The following is a 15,124-nucleotide window of genomic DNA, read 5'->3' as shown; positions in this document are numbered from 1 at the left end:
CCCGCAAGAGTGGTTCTGATGACACCCGCACCCAGTCCCAGCGCAACGCCGACGTCCTGATTCAGCTGCTGGTCCAGGCCGTCACCGCCGAACTGCTGATCATCGTGAACGCCGAAACCCTCACCGACGACCCTGCAGATGTAAGCGTCGAAGACGACGCCGAGGACGGCCCTGCCGATGACGGTGACGCCGCGGTCGATGACGGTGATGCCGCTGATGAGCCTGGCCGTCAGGGCGACGTTGATGACAGTGATTCCGTCGATGACCGGCACGTAGATGATGACGCGGTGCCCGCGCCCATCCCGATGGGTGACTGGGACCCTATGAATGCCGCGGGCGGGGACAGTGCTGAGCCGTGCCCCACGTGCGGCCGGCGTACCAACAAAGACGTTCCTGGACTTCTCCTGCCGACCGGACACCCTTTACCCGCGCCGCACGTCCGCCGACTCGCTTCAAAGTCCCGGCTGTACCGGATGATCCTCAAGGCGCCGAGCAAGATCCTCGACCTCGGCTCCGCCGTACGCCTCGCACCCGGCTGGATGCGCCGCGCCATCCTCGCGACCTACGACACCTGCGCCTACAACAACTGCCCCATCCCAGCAAAGTACTGCGAAATCGACCACATACACCCCTGGGTGCAACACCAGCAAACCAAACTCGACGACCTCGCACCGGCCTGCGACCACCACAACCGCGACCGCGCCAAGAACCCCCACAGGTACGAAACCCACCGTGGACTCGACGGGCGATGGCGGATCACGACGACCCGGCGCCGACACCTCGTAGTCGACTCGCGTCAGCCGCTGGAGGCGGTGAGTTCGGCGGGGACGGCGATCACGTCGACCATCGCGCCGTTCCGCAGCACGGTGAGTTCGATCGGCTGACCGATGGCGTCCGCGAACATCAGCCGCTGCAGATCCTGGGCTCCGCGCATCGGCATGCCTTTGACGGCGAGCAGAAGGTCACCGGGACGCATGCCGGCGACCGCAGCCGGGCTACCTTCCACCACCTCGACCACTCGGAGCGCACGCGGATGCCCAAGCCGATCGACCAGCCGGGACGGCACCGGTGCGGGTGTACTCACCAGGCCCAGGTAGGCACGGCGTACCCGCCCCCGCTGCACCAACTCCCCCACGATTCGCTGCGTGGTGGAGTTGAGGGGGACGGCCAGCCCGACACCCACACCGGCGACCGCGGTGTTGATCCCGACCACCAGCCCATCGGCGGTCGCCAGCGCCCCACCGGAGTTGCCGGGGTTGAGAGCGGCGTCGGTCTGGATGACGTCCTCGATCAGGCGAACGGTCCGGCCGTCCCGGGCCGGCATCGACCGGCCGAGGGCGCTGACCACCCCGGCCGTCACCGAGCCAGCGAGCCCGAGCGGGTTGCCGACCGCGACAACGAGCTGGCCGACTCGCAACGCGTCGGCGTCACCGAGCCGCGCGGGCCCGGGAACCTCCCGGCGTACCCGTATCACCGCGAGGTCAGACAGCGGATCAGCGCCGATCACGTCGAAGGGCGCCTCGGTCCCGTCAGCGAACGCGGCAGTCCCGGTCTCGGCCGAGCCAACCACGTGGCCGTTCGTGAGGAGGTAGCCGTCCTCGGTGAACACCACCGCCGACCCCGCGCTCTCGCCATGCCCACCCCACGGCGTCGCTCGCGGCACGGTGAGGCTGGCCACCCGCGGGATGAGTTCGTCAGCGATCCGAGTCACGATCTCCGAGTACGCGTCGAGCATGCGGCACCTCCGAGCAGCTCGGATTACGCGCTTACACCAATGCAGCCTACGTGGTCCCGGCAGCGTTGCCGCCCTCTTCGACGTACGCCAGCAGCGAACCCGCCAGCGCACGGACCGCCCCGCGCAGCTCCTCCGGCCGGCGGATCTCGAACGGCCACCCGAGGCCGGCCAGCATCTGCGCGACCCCTTCGAGCCGCTCCGCCCGAAGTGAGACGAGTACTCCCCCTTCGACCTCGGCCAGGCTGCCCATCCACGGCGAGATACGCCGGCGTACGTCGGCGAGCGGCGCCTTGAGCACCACCTCAACCTCATGCGCCCACGGCACACGCGCCAGCGACCCGCTCACCTGCGCGACCGCATCGAACTCCTCGGGTGGCGCGAACTCCTCCGCGAGCGTGGAGACCTCGCCGATCCGGTCGACGCGGAAGGTCCGTACCTCACCCCGCCGGTGATCGTGCCCGCTGACGTACCACCGGCCGCGGTGGACGACCAGGCCATAGGGGTCGAGGTCGCGCTCGGAGGGATCACCTCGCCACGACTCGTACGCGATGCGGACCCGACGGTGCCGCTGGATGGCGGCCGCGAGGCTCAGCACGACCGCGGTCTGCGGGGCCCGACCCTCCCGCGTGGGCAGCGTCAGGCCGAGCGTGTCAGGCACCGCGGCGACCCGCTCCCGCAGAGCGGGCGGCAGCACCCGGGAGATCTTCGCGAGGGCACTCTCGGTCGCCGCACCCGCTGACGCGGTCGCCAACCCGACAGCACGTGCGGCCATGAGCCCGAGGACCACAGCGGTCGCCTCGTCGTCGGTGAACATGAGCGGCGGCAGTTTGTAGCCGGGGCGGAGCCGGTAGCCGCCGTACCGCCCCCGCTCCGCCTCCACGGGAATGCCGAGCTCGGCCAGGCGCGTGGCGTACCGGCGAACAGTGCGCGGATCGACTCCCAGCCGCGCGGCCAGGTCCGCACCACCAAGCCGGTGGTGGGCCTGGAGGAGTTCGAGCAGGGCGAGGATCCGGGTCGTCGGATGCCGCCCCTCTACATCAGGCATGACTCCAAGAATGCCCCGGAATGCGGGCGGAAACGGTCCGGATTTAGGTCTAACGTCCATGGCCATGGGGCGCGGGGAGGCCGCGCCACACTCCAGCATCGACGTACGACCGAAAGGAATCCGAGGATGGCTACACATGTCCTCATCGCCGGCAACTGGCTCGGCGGCTGGGCCTGGGCGGACGTGACCACCCGCCTCCGGGCGGCCGGCCATGACGTCCACCCCGTCACGCTCACCGGGCTCGGCGATCGGGCCCACCTGGCGTCGCCGCAGGTCAACCTTGACACCCACATCGCGGATGTCGTGCACACGATCACGTACGCCGACCTGCACGACGTCATCCTCGTCGGGCACAGCTACGGAGGCTTCCCCGTCACGGGCGCCGCCGACCGCATTCCCGAACGCGTCTCCCGAGTGGTCTATGTCGAGAGCGGTCCGCTCCCCGACGGCACCTCCCAGCTGGACATGCTTGGACCGGACGCACGGGACGCCGTACTCACCCGGATGAAGGAGCGCGAGGACGGCTGGCTCGAATCCGTACCGACCCTCGAAGACCTCACGGCCACCGGCGACGGAAGCGCCAACGGTCTCGGTCCGGCCGAGTGGGCGCGGTTCACCGCACACGCGGTGCCCCAGCCACTCGGCGCCAACGCGCAACCGCTCCGGCTTACCAACGACATACGCCGCGACGCCATCCCGCACACGCTGGTGACCTGCATGTTCCCGCTCGAGCAGGTGAAAGCGATGGTCGCGGCGGGTCATCCGTTCTTCGCCGGGTTCGGCGGCAAGGAGTGGACGTACGCCGAACTGCCGACGGGACACTGGCCGATGTTCTCCGAGCCGGCCGGGCTCGCCGCGATCCTCGACGAACTCGCCAGCCGCCCGGCCGGAGGTGTCGGAGGCTCCGCCTAGAGTCGAGACCCATGACCGATCGTTTCCAGGTGGTGCCAGCCGCCTACGTCGTCCCCCGCCGAGGTGTCCACGGTGAAGAGGTGCTCCTCCAGTTGCGCCGGGGCACCGGCTACATGGACGGCCACTGGGCGGTCGGCGCCGCCGGTCACGTGGAGGCCGGTGAATCAGTCCTGGAAGCGGCCTGCCGGGAGGCGTTCGAGGAACTCGGTGTGGTGATCAAGCCCACCGACCTCACTCCGCTGACCGCGATGCATCGCACCCAGAGAAACCAGAATCCGATCGACGAGCGGGTCGATTTCTTCTTCGACTGCCGGCGGTGGGACGGCACACCTCGGCTTGTCGAGCGCGCCAAGGCCGCGGACCTTCGGTGGTTCCCGCTCGACGCGCTACCCGATCCGGTGGTGCCCCACGAGCGCTACGTGCTCGAGCGTCTGCGCTACGGGACGCCCGAACCCGTCGTCACCTTCGGCTTCTGACGGTCTCACCGGGGCGCGAGGCGCTCGGCTGACGCCGCCCAGGTGAGTGCGTGTTCCTCGCGGGGAATCCGGATCAGCAGCAGCACCGCCAGGTTGACCAGCGTGAACGCCGTTGCTGTGATCCACGCACTGTGCACCAGCGGCAGCGCGAGGCCCTCGACGACGACCGCGAGGTAGTTGGGATGCCGTAGGTATCGGTAGGAACCCCGCGCCACCGGCGCACGCCCGGGCACGACGATGATGCGGTGGTTCCAGCGCCGGCCAAGGGTGGCGACGCACCACCAGCGCAGCGCTCCGGCGGCCACCACCAACCCGAACATCGGCCAGCCGAGCAACGGGATGAAGGGCCGGTCCGCCAGAACGGGTTCGCCCAGGCAACCGGCCAGGAGCCCGACGTGCAACACCACCAGCAGCGGAAAGTGTCGGCCCCCGAACTCCACCCCACCCTGGCGCAAGGTCCAGGCGGCATTGCGTCGGGAGACCGCGACTTCGACCAGCCGCTGGATGACGACCGCGCCGACGAGCACGGCGTAGAGGGCGTACCCACTCACGGTCGGATCACCATTCGAGGAGCACGAGTTCGGAGCAGAAACCGGGACCCAACGCGAGGAGTACGCCGGGCGTACCCGGCTCGGTGCGGCCCCGCGCCAGAGTGTCCCGGAGAACGAAGAGCACCGACGCGGACGACAGGTTCCCGATCGTGGCGAGCGAATGCCAGGTCACGTCGAGCGCATCGGCGGGCAGGCCGAGCGTCTCCGCCACCGCGTCGAGCACCTTCGGCCCGCCAGGATGGCAGACCCAGGTCGTGATGTCCTCCAGCTTCAGGTCGTGGTCGGCCAGGAAGGCGCGTACGTCCCCGCCGAGATACGCGCGTACGACGTCCGGGACCTCCGCGCCCAGCACGATCCGGAACCCCGAGTCGCTCACGTTCCACGCCATCACCCGCTCGCTGTCGGGGTAGAGCTGGCTTCGGGTCGCGACCACGCGCGGCCCGCGCGCGGGCGTCACGGGCGTACGGCGTTCACCCGTCATCACCACCGCCGCCGCGCCGTCACTGAACAACGCACTCGCGACCAGGTTCGCCACCGACACGTCCGCGCGCTGCAGCGTCAGCGAGCACAGCTCGACCGAGAGAAGGACCGCCACCTGCTCGGGCCAACCAGTCAGGTAGTCGTGCACCCGGGCCAGGCCGGCCGCGCCACCGGCGCAGCCGAGCCCGAACAGCGGGAGCCGTTTGACGTCCGGCCGCAGCCCCAGGCGCTGGACGAGCCGCGCGTCGATCGAGGGTGCGGCGACTCCTGTCGTACTCGTGAACGCCAACAGGTCCACCTCGTCCGCGGAAATCCCCGCGTCGGCCAGCGCCCCCGTGATCGCCTCACCGCCCAGGTCGAGAGCGCTGGCGATGAAGGCGTCGTTCGCAGCACCGAATCCGTGGAGCCGCGGGTAGTCGTCCAGCGGTAGGGCGAGGTGGCGGGCCTGGACCGTCGAACTGGTGTGGAACCGCTCGAGGGCCTGCCGACGGGTGCCATGAAGGTCGCTTAACCGGGCGAAGGCGTCAGTGAGCTCGCGCTGGGCGTACCGGTATGGGGCGGGCACCCCGTGCACGGAGGCGATGCGCGTCACCAATGCATCGTAGACGCGGACTCCCCACCTACCGGAGGAATCCGGCGATACTGAACGTCTGTACAGAGGGCTGAACAGCGGTTTAGTCTGCTGTACATGCGTTCAACGCATCCGTCGCGCAACCGGTCGGTCGACGACCTCACCGCCCGCGCCCGGATCCGGGACGCGGCCCTCCTGCAGTTCGCCGAACACGGGATCAGGGGCGCGACGATCCGGGGTATCGCAGCCGAGGCGGGTGTCTCCGCGGCGCTGGTCCAGCACCACTTCGGCTCCAAGGAACGCCTCCGCGAGGCCTGCGACGCCTACGTCCTGGAGTTCGTCCAGCGGCACGCCAAGGAGGGCATCGACGAAAAGGGGCTCGGCGATCCGGCGTTCCTCGCCGCGATCTACCAGAGCGCGCCACCCGTGGTCCGGTACCTCGCGCGCGTCATGGTCGACGACCCGGAATCGGCGACCGAACTCTTCGACCACATGGTGGATCTCACCGAGGAGTACCTCACCAAGCTCGCGGACGACGGGCACGCCCAGCATTCGGATCCGCGCGCTCTCGCGGCGGTGTTCGTGGCGATGAGGCTCGGCGTCCTCGCCTTCCACGCACACGTGTCCCGCGCCCTCGGCAGCGACAGCCTGACACCGGAAACGGTGCCACGGCTCGTCCAGGCGTTCCTGGAGATCGTCGACCCGCGGTTGTTCGGCGAGGACCTGTCCAGCCTGGTCCGTCGTGGATTCGAGAGATATCTGCAGAGCCTTCCCGCCAACGAAACGGAGCAGGGATCCGGCACGACGACGTGACACAAGGGGGAACACACGATGCCAGACAAGCTGTCCACTGCGACCACACTGCCCACCGCCCGGGCGAGCGGTTGTCCGTTCGACCCGCCACCGGAGTTGGGAGAGCTACGGCAGCACGGTCCTATCAGCAGGCTCGCCTTCCCCGACGGTCATCTGGGGTGGGTGGTCACCAGTCAGGCGGCGGCCCGGACCGTCCTCGCCGACCGGCGGTTCAGCTCCCGTATCGAACTCATCCACCAGCCCATCCCGGTCCCCGGGGTCGAGAAGATACCCCGCAAGACCCGGCCAGGCAGCTTCATCCGAATGGATCCGCCCGAGCACACGAGGTACCGCCATCTACTGACGGGGCAGTTCACGGTCCGGCGGATGAAGGCCCTGGAGCCCCGCATCGAGCAGATCACCACCGAACACCTCGACGCGATGGAGGAGCACGGCCCACCCGTCGATCTGGTACCAGCGTTCTCGCTGCCGATCCCGTCCCTGGTGATCTGTGAACTCCTCGGCGTTCCGTACTCCTACCGCGAGAAGTTCCAGAAGGACACCTCGACACTGCTCCGCCTCACGTCGCCCCCTGATGAGCGGGTGGCGGCGATGGAGGCGGTCAACGACCTCCTCCGCGACCTGGTCCTCAGCAAGCGGACGAACCCGGACGACGCGCTGATCAGCGGGCTGATCCGGGACACCGAGCTGAACGACGACGAGCTTGTCGGCATCTCGACGCTGCTGCTCCTCGCCGGCCATGAGACCACCGCGAACATGCTGGCGCTCGGGACCTTCGCGCTGCTCCAGCGCCCGGACCAGCTGGCCGCGCTCCGCAAGGATCCCGACCTGATCGAGGGTGCCGTCGAGGAACTGCTGAGGTATCTCTCCATCGTTCAGTTCGGCACCGTGCGTGCGGCCCTGGAGGACGTCGAGGTGGACGGCCAGTTGGTGAAGGCCGGCGAGACGGTCGTCATCTCGATACCGCTCGCCAACCGCGATCCCGACCGCTTCGACCACCCGGAGGCGCTCGACGTCACCAGGTCGGCGGCTGGGCATGTGGCGTTCGGGCACGGCATCCACCAATGCCTCGGCCAGCAACTGGCCCGGATCGAGATGCGGATCGGCTACCGCGAACTGTTCCGGCGCTTCCCGACCCTGCGCCTCGCCGTCGCTCCCGACGAGGTGCCACTGCGTACCGACATGGCAATCTACGGAGTCCACCATCTGCCGGTCGCGTGGTAGGACCGCGTGCCGGGGAGAGTCGTCGGTGTGGTACGACGAAATGGTCCGCGTGGTAGGTAGGCCGAAGCTGGTAGAGGAACGAATCATGAGAATCGAGATCCACCGGGAACGCTGCATCGGCGCCGGCATGTGCGTCCTCACCGCACCCGACCTCTTCGACCAGAGTGAGGACGACGGCTGCGTGGTGCTGCTCAACCCCGAACCCGCGCCCGACCGCCACGAGGCGGCCAAGCAAGCCGAATCCCTCTGCCCGTCCGGCACCATCGAAGTGGTCCCGGACGAGGACTAGCGAGCCCGCATGGGGCCGGGAATGATCACGTTTACGTGATCATTCCCCACGATGCGCGGTGAATTGAGCTTGCATCGTGGGGATTTGCCGAGCAAACGTGATCATTCCCGGTCCGCCGCCATGTTGTCAGCGGGGGCTGACCGTGGCTCCGGCGATCGCGGTGCCGTAGCGATCACCCACCGCTGCGGGTAGCGCGTCGAGTTCGGCGAGCGCGTCGGCGGGCAGGTCGACGTCTCCGGCCGCGGCGTTCTCCTCGAGGTACCGCAACCGCTTCGTGCCCGGGATGGGTACGACGTACTCCCCCTGCGCGACCACCCACGCGAGGGCGACCTGGCCCGGCGTCACGCCCAACCGCTCGGCCAGAGCCGTCACCTTCTCCACCAGGGCCTGGTTGGCCTCGAACGCCGCTCCCTGGAACCTCGGCAGCTTGCGTCGCATGTCACCCTCGGCCAGCTGCTCGGCGGAGGTGATCCGGCCGGTGAGGAACCCCCGCCCCAGAGGCGAGAACGGCAGGAACGCGATGCCGTGCTCCTCGGTGTAGGGCACGACGTCGGCGAGCCGGTCCCGCGTCCACAACGACAGCTCCGACTGGACGCTCGCCACCGGATGGATGGCGTGGGCTTCCCTGATCTCGTCGACCGTCGCCTCCGAAAGCCCGATCGCCCGGACCTTGCCGGCCGCCACGAGGTCGGCCAGCGCGCCCCAGCTCTCCGCCAGCGGTACGGCCGGGTCGACCCGGTGTAGCTGGTAGAGATCGACGTAATCCACTCCGAGGCGGGCCAGGCTGCCGTCGATGGCGCCCCGGATGTACTCCGGCCGCGCGTTACGGTGCAGCGTGCGCTCGCCGTCGGGCATCAGTCCGACCTTGGTGGCGAGGACCACCTCATCGCGACGTCCCCGAAGGGCCCGGCCGACCAGCTGTTCGTTGGAGAACGGACCGTAGGCGTCGGCGGTGTCGATCAGCGTCACGCCGAGGTCGATCGCGCGGCGGATCACCTTGATCGACTCGGTGTCGTCCCGCCCGGCCTCGTCGTACGCCCAGGACATTCCCATGCATCCCAGGCCGATCCGCCCGACCTCCGCGCCGCCCCTGCCGAGAGTGGTGGTCCGCATGATGCGAGGTCCTTTCGTCGCTGATCATCGATGACAAGCCCGACCGGCGTTACGGCCGCCGGGCAGCGCCCACCTGGCCAGAACGCCATCATCACAGGGGGTGTTCCGGGCCCTTGACATGACGCCGCAGGTATCTTGACACTGCCCGTCAACCTGTGTGGATCCGGTGATTGGCGAGGGAGGCGACGATGGCAGCAACGCCGACGGTCAGCGCACGGACCACCGCCGACGCCGAAGAGCTCGCCGAGCATCTCACCCGCGTGCTCGAGAGCCGGCTCTTCGACCCGCTGGAGATCCTGCTCGACAACAGCTCACAACTGGAGCAGCTACGCAGGAAGGCCCGCCGGCAGGCCGACACGTGGGCCGCCGAACTCCTCGGCCCCGACGACCTGCTGGCCACTCAGACGCTCATCCGCCTGGTCAGCACGCTCTTCCCGAGCGACACGGCATTCGACCCGCCGGCCGAGTGGTGGCAGACCCCGCTCGGCCAGGTCACCGCGCGGCGGGTGGGCCATCCGACCGCGGCCGCCGTGACATACGCCGTCGCCGGAGCGATGCTCGGCATGACCCGCCAGGGGGTCCACGACCTGATCAGGCGGGGCAAACTGGCGAAACATCCCGATGGCGGTGTCACCGTCGCGTCAGTCCGGGAACGCCTGCGCCAGCGCTGAACTCGCGTCGAGCAAGCAGCCGACCCCATGCAACGAGGCTCAGCTGACGGCGACTTCGAGGCTGTTGCCGTGTGCGTCGGCCTCGCCGGCCGCCCACGCGTCGACCCACTCGCTCACCAGGTGGAGAAGGAGCAGGTGCATCTCCTGGGTGCGGGCCGTCGTCAGCGAGGGCACGAGGAGCGCGAGGTCGGCGTACCGCACCGCCTCGCCACCGTCGCCGGCCGCGAACAGCACCGTGGTCGCACCGACGTCGCGAGCCGCCGAGAGGCCGCGGACAACGTTGGGTGAGCGCCCGCTCGTCGTGAAGCCGGCCACGACGTCACTGGGCCGGGCCCACGCCGTGGCCTGGCGGGCGAAGACGTCGTCGAAGGAGTAGCCGTTGCCGATGCAGGTCACCACGGACGGATCGACGCTGAACGCCGCGGCGGGGAGTGGTGGCCGCTCCCGCCGGTAACGCCCGACGAGTTCGGCGGCAAGGTGCTGCGCATCCGCCGCGCTGCCGCCGTTGCCGAAGGTGTAGAGCCGGCCGCCTCGGTCGAACGTCGTACACAGGAGTTCGCCGAGGTCGGCCACCAACGGCAGAAGCGACTCCACCGACCGGGCCGTCTCGACATGGTCGGCCAGCTGCCGGGCCAGCAGATCACGCATCGCACATCGTCCCCACGCCTACCTCACGCTCTCTTGCGGTCGGGCCCGCGACAGGCGCCCACGATCCTGCTGGCGGCTGCCGTAACAAGCCCAACCCGCCAACGGTGTTGCGGATCGACGGCACCACCCGGCCCGGTGAGGTTACCGCGATCATCGCGGTGTTCATGGAGCTTTGCTGATGCTGGTGGTCACCTCCGGCTCGCTGGCTGTGATCGCGGGGTCGGCCGGTTGGTGGATTTCCAACAGATCAGTCTCGACCACGGGCAACTCCGGGTCGACAGGAATGACGAGCGTCTTGATCTCGTGCGGAGCGGGGTTGAGGGACCTCTGAGCTCACGAGGCCACGGCCGCGGGGCGCCGGCGACGGCTCAGGCGAGCCGTCGAGGCGCGCACGATCAGAGGACAGTCCAGCCGCGCGGTGCGGGGGCGTCCGGGCTTGGTCATGCGGTTCAGTAACAGCTGCGCCGCCCGGGCACCAAGCTCGATCGAGGGCTGCGCCACCGTCGTGATGCCTGGCTCCACCATGCTCATCCACGGAGAATCGTCGAACGCCACGAACGACAGGTCGTCAGGAATCCGCAACCCGAGCTTGGTCGCCTGCCGCCACACCGCCTCGGCGAGCAGGTTGTTGGTCGCGAAGACCGCCGTCGGACGGCGGCGCGCCGACAGCAGCTCCACGATGAGCTTCTCGATCTGGTCGGGTTCATACCCGCAGCACAGGACCGCGTCATCGCTGACCGGCCGGCTGGCGTTCTCGAATGCCTTCAGGTATCCCTTGAGGCGTCCTGCTCCGGTGGTCCATTCGGTCTCGTTGGTGACCATCGTGACCCGCCGGTGGCCGAGGCCGATCAGGTGCTCGGTGAGCTCGCGCGCCGCGGTCACGTTGTCGACCAACACGGCGTCGCATTCGCCCCGGGAGAACTGCTGGTCCATCTCGATGACCGGCACGCCCTGCTTCAGGATGAGCTGGCTCGGTGCGGCCGAAACCGGCGTCAGCAGGACACCCGCGACCCGCATCGCGACGAAGGTGCGCGCCGCGGCCATTTCCTCGAGATCGCTGCGAGCGTCGTCGACGAGCACGATCGTGTAGCCCTGTCCGCGCAGCACACTTGCCGCACCTGCCGCGACCTCGGCATAGAACGGGTTACGGAGATCGGACACCATGACCCCGACCGTGGGCGTGTGCCGCGCCTTGAGGCTGCGGGCATTCGCGTCGGGAACATATCCGAGCTCCTCGGCAGCCGCGAGCACCCGATCCCTGACCGCTGGCGCCGCATACCCGCGGCCGGTCAGAGCCCGCGACGCCGTTGACCGTGAGACCCCGGCCCGCGCCGCGACATCGGAGAGCGTTGTACGGACAGGAAAAAGATCAGTCGAACCCCCATTGGCACGCTGATTCGCGTGAACCACTTCACCTCCCAGAAAAGGAACCGCGCCCTCGCGGCCCTGAAGAAACTCGCGGGGACGCCACAGCCGCCGCGAACCGATTCAACGGAAGGTAGCCAGCGCCCCTGTCGAGCGTCAACGTTTTCCTTGGGAGTCGGGCAACTTTCAGCTCATATCCTCTTCCGCTGTTTTCAGATGAGCCGTACCATCTCCTGCCCGAAATATGCCGGGCGTGACCCCCCAGTGCTGGCGGAACGCCGTCGTGAAATGACGTACGTCGGGATAGCCAGATGACCGCGCGATCTCCGCGATGGAGACCTGCTTTCCCGACGGGCCGTGTTCGAGCAGCCGCTGGGCGGCGATCTCAAGCCGATGCCGGACGAGATAGGCGTGGATCGTCGTACCCGTGAACCCGCGAAACAGCCGGTTCGCGTGCCGTTCGCTCAGATGAACCTGCGCCGCGAGGTCGCGCACCGCCACCGGACGGTCGTAGTTGTCCTGCAGATAGCGCACCATGGTCCGGGCCAGCTGTTCGTCGCCGAGCGGCGAACCGTCGGGGTGCGGAGCGAGCGCGGGATCGTCGACCACTGCCCGCGCGGTGTCGATGACAAGCGTGCGCGCGAGGCCTCGGAGCACGTCGTCGTAGGCCGGACCCGGCCGCGCCGCCTCGCCGGTGAGGAGTTCGAGAAGGGCGGGTACGCGGCCGGCGGAGGTCGAGCAGACCGGCGCGGCGGGGTCGGCGAAGGCCTCGAGGAGTTCGCGGCCGTGTGCGCGGATCGCCCGCCCCGCCGAGTCTCCCTGGCCCGTGCCACGCGCCGCGGGCACCAGGGTGTAGGACCAGAAATGAATGCTCAGCGGATCGTCATCACTGGAAACGATCTCGTGGACGTCGCCGGGACGCGCGATGAAGAGCGTCCCGGCCTCGACGAGGTGGTCCTGACCACCCGTCCTAAACGTCCCGTGCCCTGAGTAGGCGTAGCACACCTCGAAGAACGAATGGGCGTGCAGGTAATTACGCCAGGGCCGCGGCTCGAAGAATCCCCAGTAAAGGAACTCCACCCGATGGGCGGCCACGTCCACGCTGAGGCGGGCGCCATCTCCCCACGTCAGCTGAGCGAGGCGTTGGAGGTCCCGACGCTCGCCGCCAACCGGTGCGGGAGGAGCGCCCGACCGGCTCACCCGGCCGATCCTCCGCGTACGGTCGGATCGATTCCGCGCAGGATCATTCCCTGCCCGAGCGACTGGTGCGTGTCCACCGTGGGCGGGTCGGCGGGATCGCGGTACTGCACCAGCAGGGTGGTGCGGGCGTCAGACGTGGTGTTGACTCCCGAGCCATGCACGGTGAGGTAGGTGAAGAAGAGGACGTCGCCGGCCTCCGCCTCACACGGCACTGATTTCTCCAGCGGCCATTCCGAGAACGGCAGGTGCCAGCCGCCGTCCTCCGCGTGGGCCAGCGGACCGTTCAGGTGGCTACCCGGCACCACCCGCACGCAGCCCTTGGCGAGCGGCGCGTCGTCGAAGTGGAGGATCGCGGCGCCCATCGAGTGCTTCGCGTGCGGGAAGAACGGGTGGTCCTGGTGCAACGGGAAGGGCGAGCCCTTCTCCGGCGGCTTCACGAACAGCTTGGTGTGGTGCAACTGCACGTTGGGGGTGCCCATCACCGCGGCGGCCACGTCGGTGAACCGTGGGTCCACGATCAGGCGGGCGAAGGCCCCCGAATAGAACTGCACGTCATGGCAGTGCTTCAGCTCGGTCTGGCGGCCCATGGTGAGTTCGCGGGCGCTGCCCCAGGTGGGGTCGGCGTCGCGGTTGAGGCGTTCGATGAGGGCATGAGACTCCTCGCGGTAGGCCTTCGCCTCCGCCTTGTCGAGCAGTCCTTTGACGAGTACGTAGCCTTCCTCGGCGTACGCCTTGGCATAGGACGCGAGCAACGAGTCGTCGACCATCGTTCCTCCCATTTCGGGGTTGATCTCGTGGTGGTGCCGACGCTTTGACGCTAGGCGCGCACCGGCCCTGGAACGCAGGGGCTTGACGGACATCCTTGTTGAGGAAACGGACATGGACGAGGGGTCGCGCCGGTCTCGGACAGACTGGGAATCCTTAAGTTGACCCGCTTGTGGGCGCTCTGCTTCGGTTCCCGTGGAAACGATCCCACCCGAAGGAGCCCGATGCCCGAATCCGCGCCCGCACCTGCGCCTGCGTCCGCATCCCAGAGTTCGACGCTCGCCCGGCTGGCCCGGCCCGACGGCACCTTCGTCATGGTGGCCATGGACCAACGCGAGTCGCTGCGCGGCATGCTCGCGGACACGTCCGGGCGTACGCCGGACACGGTCGAGGATGACGAGCTGCGGGCGTTCAAGCTGGACGTCGCTCGCGCGCTCGGCCCGGAGGCGTCCGGGTTTCTCGTCGACCCGGCGTACGGTTCGACCATCCTTACCAATCCCTACCTGCTCGCTCGCCCGCCGCACGCCGTATCCCGGGGCGAGTCGGTCGGGGCGCCTGGCCGGATCGTCGCCGCCGACCGCCTGTCGCCACGACCAGGCGAGATCGTGGGGGACGCGGCGTTCGACACCGGGCTCGATCTGGTGGGGTACGCCGGCCGGGGCGTCGCGGCGGCGAAGCTCCTCATCGCGTGGCGGGACGACGACCGCGTCGACGAGCGGCTCGCGGACGCGGCGCGGTTCGTCACCGCGTGCCGGGACGCCGGGCTGCTCAGCATCGTCGAAGGTGTCGTCCGGCCGGCCCAGTCCGGTGGCGGCGGGTCGTTCGATCGAGAGGCGACGCTTCTGCGGTGCGCCCGGGAGTTGGGTGCGCTTGAGCCAGACCTCTACAAGGCGGAGGTGCCCTACTTCGGGCGCGGGGACGCCGGGCGGATCACCGAGGCGGCGGCCCGGCTCACCGCCTCGATCCCGTGCCCGTGGGTGGTGCTCTCCTCCCACGTCGAGCGGGCCGACTTTCCTACCGCGGTCGAAGCCTGCTGCCAGGGCGGCGCGTCCGGACTGCTCGCCGGCCGGGCGCTGTGGACGAACGCCCTAGGCACGGCCGACCGCGGGCGCACGCTGCGGGACGAGTCGGTCCCCTACCTGCGCGAACTCTCGGCACTCGTGTCCACCAGCGCGCGTCCCTGGACGGAGGTCGGCTCATGAGCGAGCGAATCGTTCAGCACAGCGCCGTGAGCGAGCGCAGCGAGCGCAGCGAGCGAATCCTCAA

At 69.0% G+C, this 15,124-nt stretch carries 17 protein-coding genes; 8 read left to right on the top strand and 9 right to left on the bottom strand.

What is annotated here, in order from left to right; genetic code table 11:
* On the top strand, positions 1-884 hold an 884-nt coding region (locus B141_RS50565), incomplete at its 5' end, for an HNH endonuclease signature motif containing protein (RefSeq protein WP_202805698.1).
* Here the strand turns inward: B141_RS50565 and B141_RS0108365 are convergent.
* Both B141_RS0108365 and B141_RS0108360 read right to left on the bottom strand, forming a co-directional pair.
* Positions 797-1,735: a S1C family serine protease gene (locus B141_RS0108365; protein WP_020574708.1), complete on the bottom strand. Its 939-nt coding sequence runs from the start codon at positions 1,733-1,735 to the stop codon at positions 797-799. The two genes, B141_RS50565 and B141_RS0108365, sit on opposite strands and share 88 nt — an antisense overlap.
* A gap of 46 nt (positions 1,736-1,781) precedes the next feature.
* The gene (locus B141_RS0108360) at positions 1,782-2,780 is read right to left on the bottom strand and encodes a helix-turn-helix transcriptional regulator (RefSeq protein ID WP_020574707.1); all 999 of its coding nucleotides are present in this window, start codon (positions 2,778-2,780) and stop codon (positions 1,782-1,784) included.
* 126 nt (positions 2,781-2,906) lie between these two features.
* On the opposite strand from B141_RS0108360, the gene B141_RS0108355 reads away from it, so the two are divergent.
* Positions 2,907-3,692 carry an alpha/beta fold hydrolase gene (locus B141_RS0108355; protein ID WP_020574706.1) on the top strand — a complete coding sequence of 262 codons (786 nt, stop codon included), beginning with the start codon at positions 2,907-2,909 and terminating at the stop codon, positions 3,690-3,692.
* Positions 3,693-3,703: 11 nt separating this feature from the next.
* Complete coding sequence (locus tag B141_RS0108350; RefSeq protein ID WP_020574705.1) at positions 3,704-4,168, top strand: NUDIX hydrolase; 465 nt, start codon at positions 3,704-3,706, stop codon at positions 4,166-4,168.
* Between the two features lie 5 nt (positions 4,169-4,173).
* On the opposite strand, the gene B141_RS0108345 is transcribed toward B141_RS0108350, so the two are convergent.
* A complete protein-coding gene (locus B141_RS0108345; protein WP_020574704.1) occupies positions 4,174-4,719 on the bottom strand; it encodes an isoprenylcysteine carboxyl methyltransferase family protein in 546 nt (181 codons plus the stop codon).
* A gap of 7 nt (positions 4,720-4,726) precedes the next feature.
* Positions 4,727-5,791 carry a type III polyketide synthase gene (locus B141_RS0108340; protein WP_020574703.1) on the bottom strand — a complete coding sequence of 355 codons (1,065 nt, stop codon included), beginning with the start codon at positions 5,789-5,791 and terminating at the stop codon, positions 4,727-4,729.
* A gap of 96 nt (positions 5,792-5,887) precedes the next feature.
* Here B141_RS0108340 and B141_RS39555 point away from each other — a divergent pair, with 96 nt between their 5' ends.
* The 3 genes from B141_RS39555 to B141_RS0108325 all read left to right on the top strand — a co-directional run bounded on the left by B141_RS39555 (position 5,888) and on the right by B141_RS0108325 (position 8,096).
* Positions 5,888-6,583, top strand: coding sequence for a TetR/AcrR family transcriptional regulator (locus tag B141_RS39555; protein ID WP_020574702.1), 696 nt, complete (start codon positions 5,888-5,890; stop codon positions 6,581-6,583).
* An 18-nt stretch (positions 6,584-6,601) separates the two neighbouring features.
* Positions 6,602-7,807, top strand: coding sequence for a cytochrome P450 (locus B141_RS0108330; RefSeq protein ID WP_020574701.1), 1,206 nt, complete (start codon positions 6,602-6,604; stop codon positions 7,805-7,807).
* Between the two features lie 85 nt (positions 7,808-7,892).
* Positions 7,893-8,096, top strand: a complete 204-nt coding sequence (locus B141_RS0108325) for a ferredoxin (protein WP_020574700.1) — start codon at positions 7,893-7,895, stop codon at positions 8,094-8,096.
* A gap of 126 nt (positions 8,097-8,222) precedes the next feature.
* On the opposite strand, the gene B141_RS0108320 is transcribed toward B141_RS0108325, so the two are convergent.
* Entirely contained in the window at positions 8,223-9,209 is a 987-nt protein-coding gene (locus B141_RS0108320; RefSeq protein ID WP_020574699.1) for an aldo/keto reductase, read from the bottom strand.
* Positions 9,210-9,397: 188 nt separating this feature from the next.
* Here B141_RS0108320 and B141_RS0108315 point away from each other — a divergent pair, with 188 nt between their 5' ends.
* The gene (locus B141_RS0108315; protein WP_020574698.1) at positions 9,398-9,880 is read left to right on the top strand and encodes a hypothetical protein; all 483 of its coding nucleotides are present in this window, start codon (positions 9,398-9,400) and stop codon (positions 9,878-9,880) included.
* Between the two features lie 39 nt (positions 9,881-9,919).
* Here B141_RS0108315 and B141_RS0108310 read toward each other — a convergent pair whose 3' ends face one another.
* The 4 genes from B141_RS0108310 to B141_RS0108290 form a co-directional block, all read right to left on the bottom strand.
* Positions 9,920-10,528 carry a D-sedoheptulose-7-phosphate isomerase gene (locus B141_RS0108310; protein ID WP_020574697.1) on the bottom strand — a complete coding sequence of 203 codons (609 nt, stop codon included), beginning with the start codon at positions 10,526-10,528 and terminating at the stop codon, positions 9,920-9,922.
* A 333-nt stretch (positions 10,529-10,861) separates the two neighbouring features.
* Positions 10,862-11,938 (bottom strand): LacI family DNA-binding transcriptional regulator, encoded by a 1,077-nt coding sequence (locus B141_RS39550; RefSeq protein WP_051114008.1) that lies wholly within the window; start codon positions 11,936-11,938, stop codon positions 10,862-10,864.
* Positions 11,939-12,079: 141 nt separating this feature from the next.
* On the bottom strand, positions 12,080-13,093 hold the full coding sequence (locus B141_RS0108295) for a helix-turn-helix domain-containing protein (RefSeq protein ID WP_020574694.1): 1,014 nt from the start codon (positions 13,091-13,093) through the stop codon (positions 12,080-12,082).
* Positions 13,090-13,860, bottom strand: a complete 771-nt coding sequence (locus B141_RS0108290; RefSeq protein WP_020574693.1) for a phytanoyl-CoA dioxygenase family protein — start codon at positions 13,858-13,860, stop codon at positions 13,090-13,092. Before B141_RS0108290 ends, B141_RS0108295 begins: the two co-directional genes overlap by 4 nt.
* A 222-nt stretch (positions 13,861-14,082) precedes the next feature.
* Here B141_RS0108290 and B141_RS0108285 point away from each other — a divergent pair, with 222 nt between their 5' ends.
* Complete coding sequence (locus B141_RS0108285; RefSeq protein WP_020574692.1) at positions 14,083-15,060, top strand: hypothetical protein; 978 nt, start codon at positions 14,083-14,085, stop codon at positions 15,058-15,060.
* Positions 15,061-15,124: the final 64 nt, after the last annotated feature.

Origin of the sequence: Actinopolymorpha alba DSM 45243 (genome assembly GCF_000373925.1) — a bacterium.
GTDB classification, from domain to species: Bacteria; Actinomycetota; Actinomycetes; order Propionibacteriales; family Actinopolymorphaceae; genus Actinopolymorpha; species Actinopolymorpha alba.
Note: the sequence above shows the minus strand (reverse complement) of the source record. Positions and strands in the feature narration are given on the sequence as shown.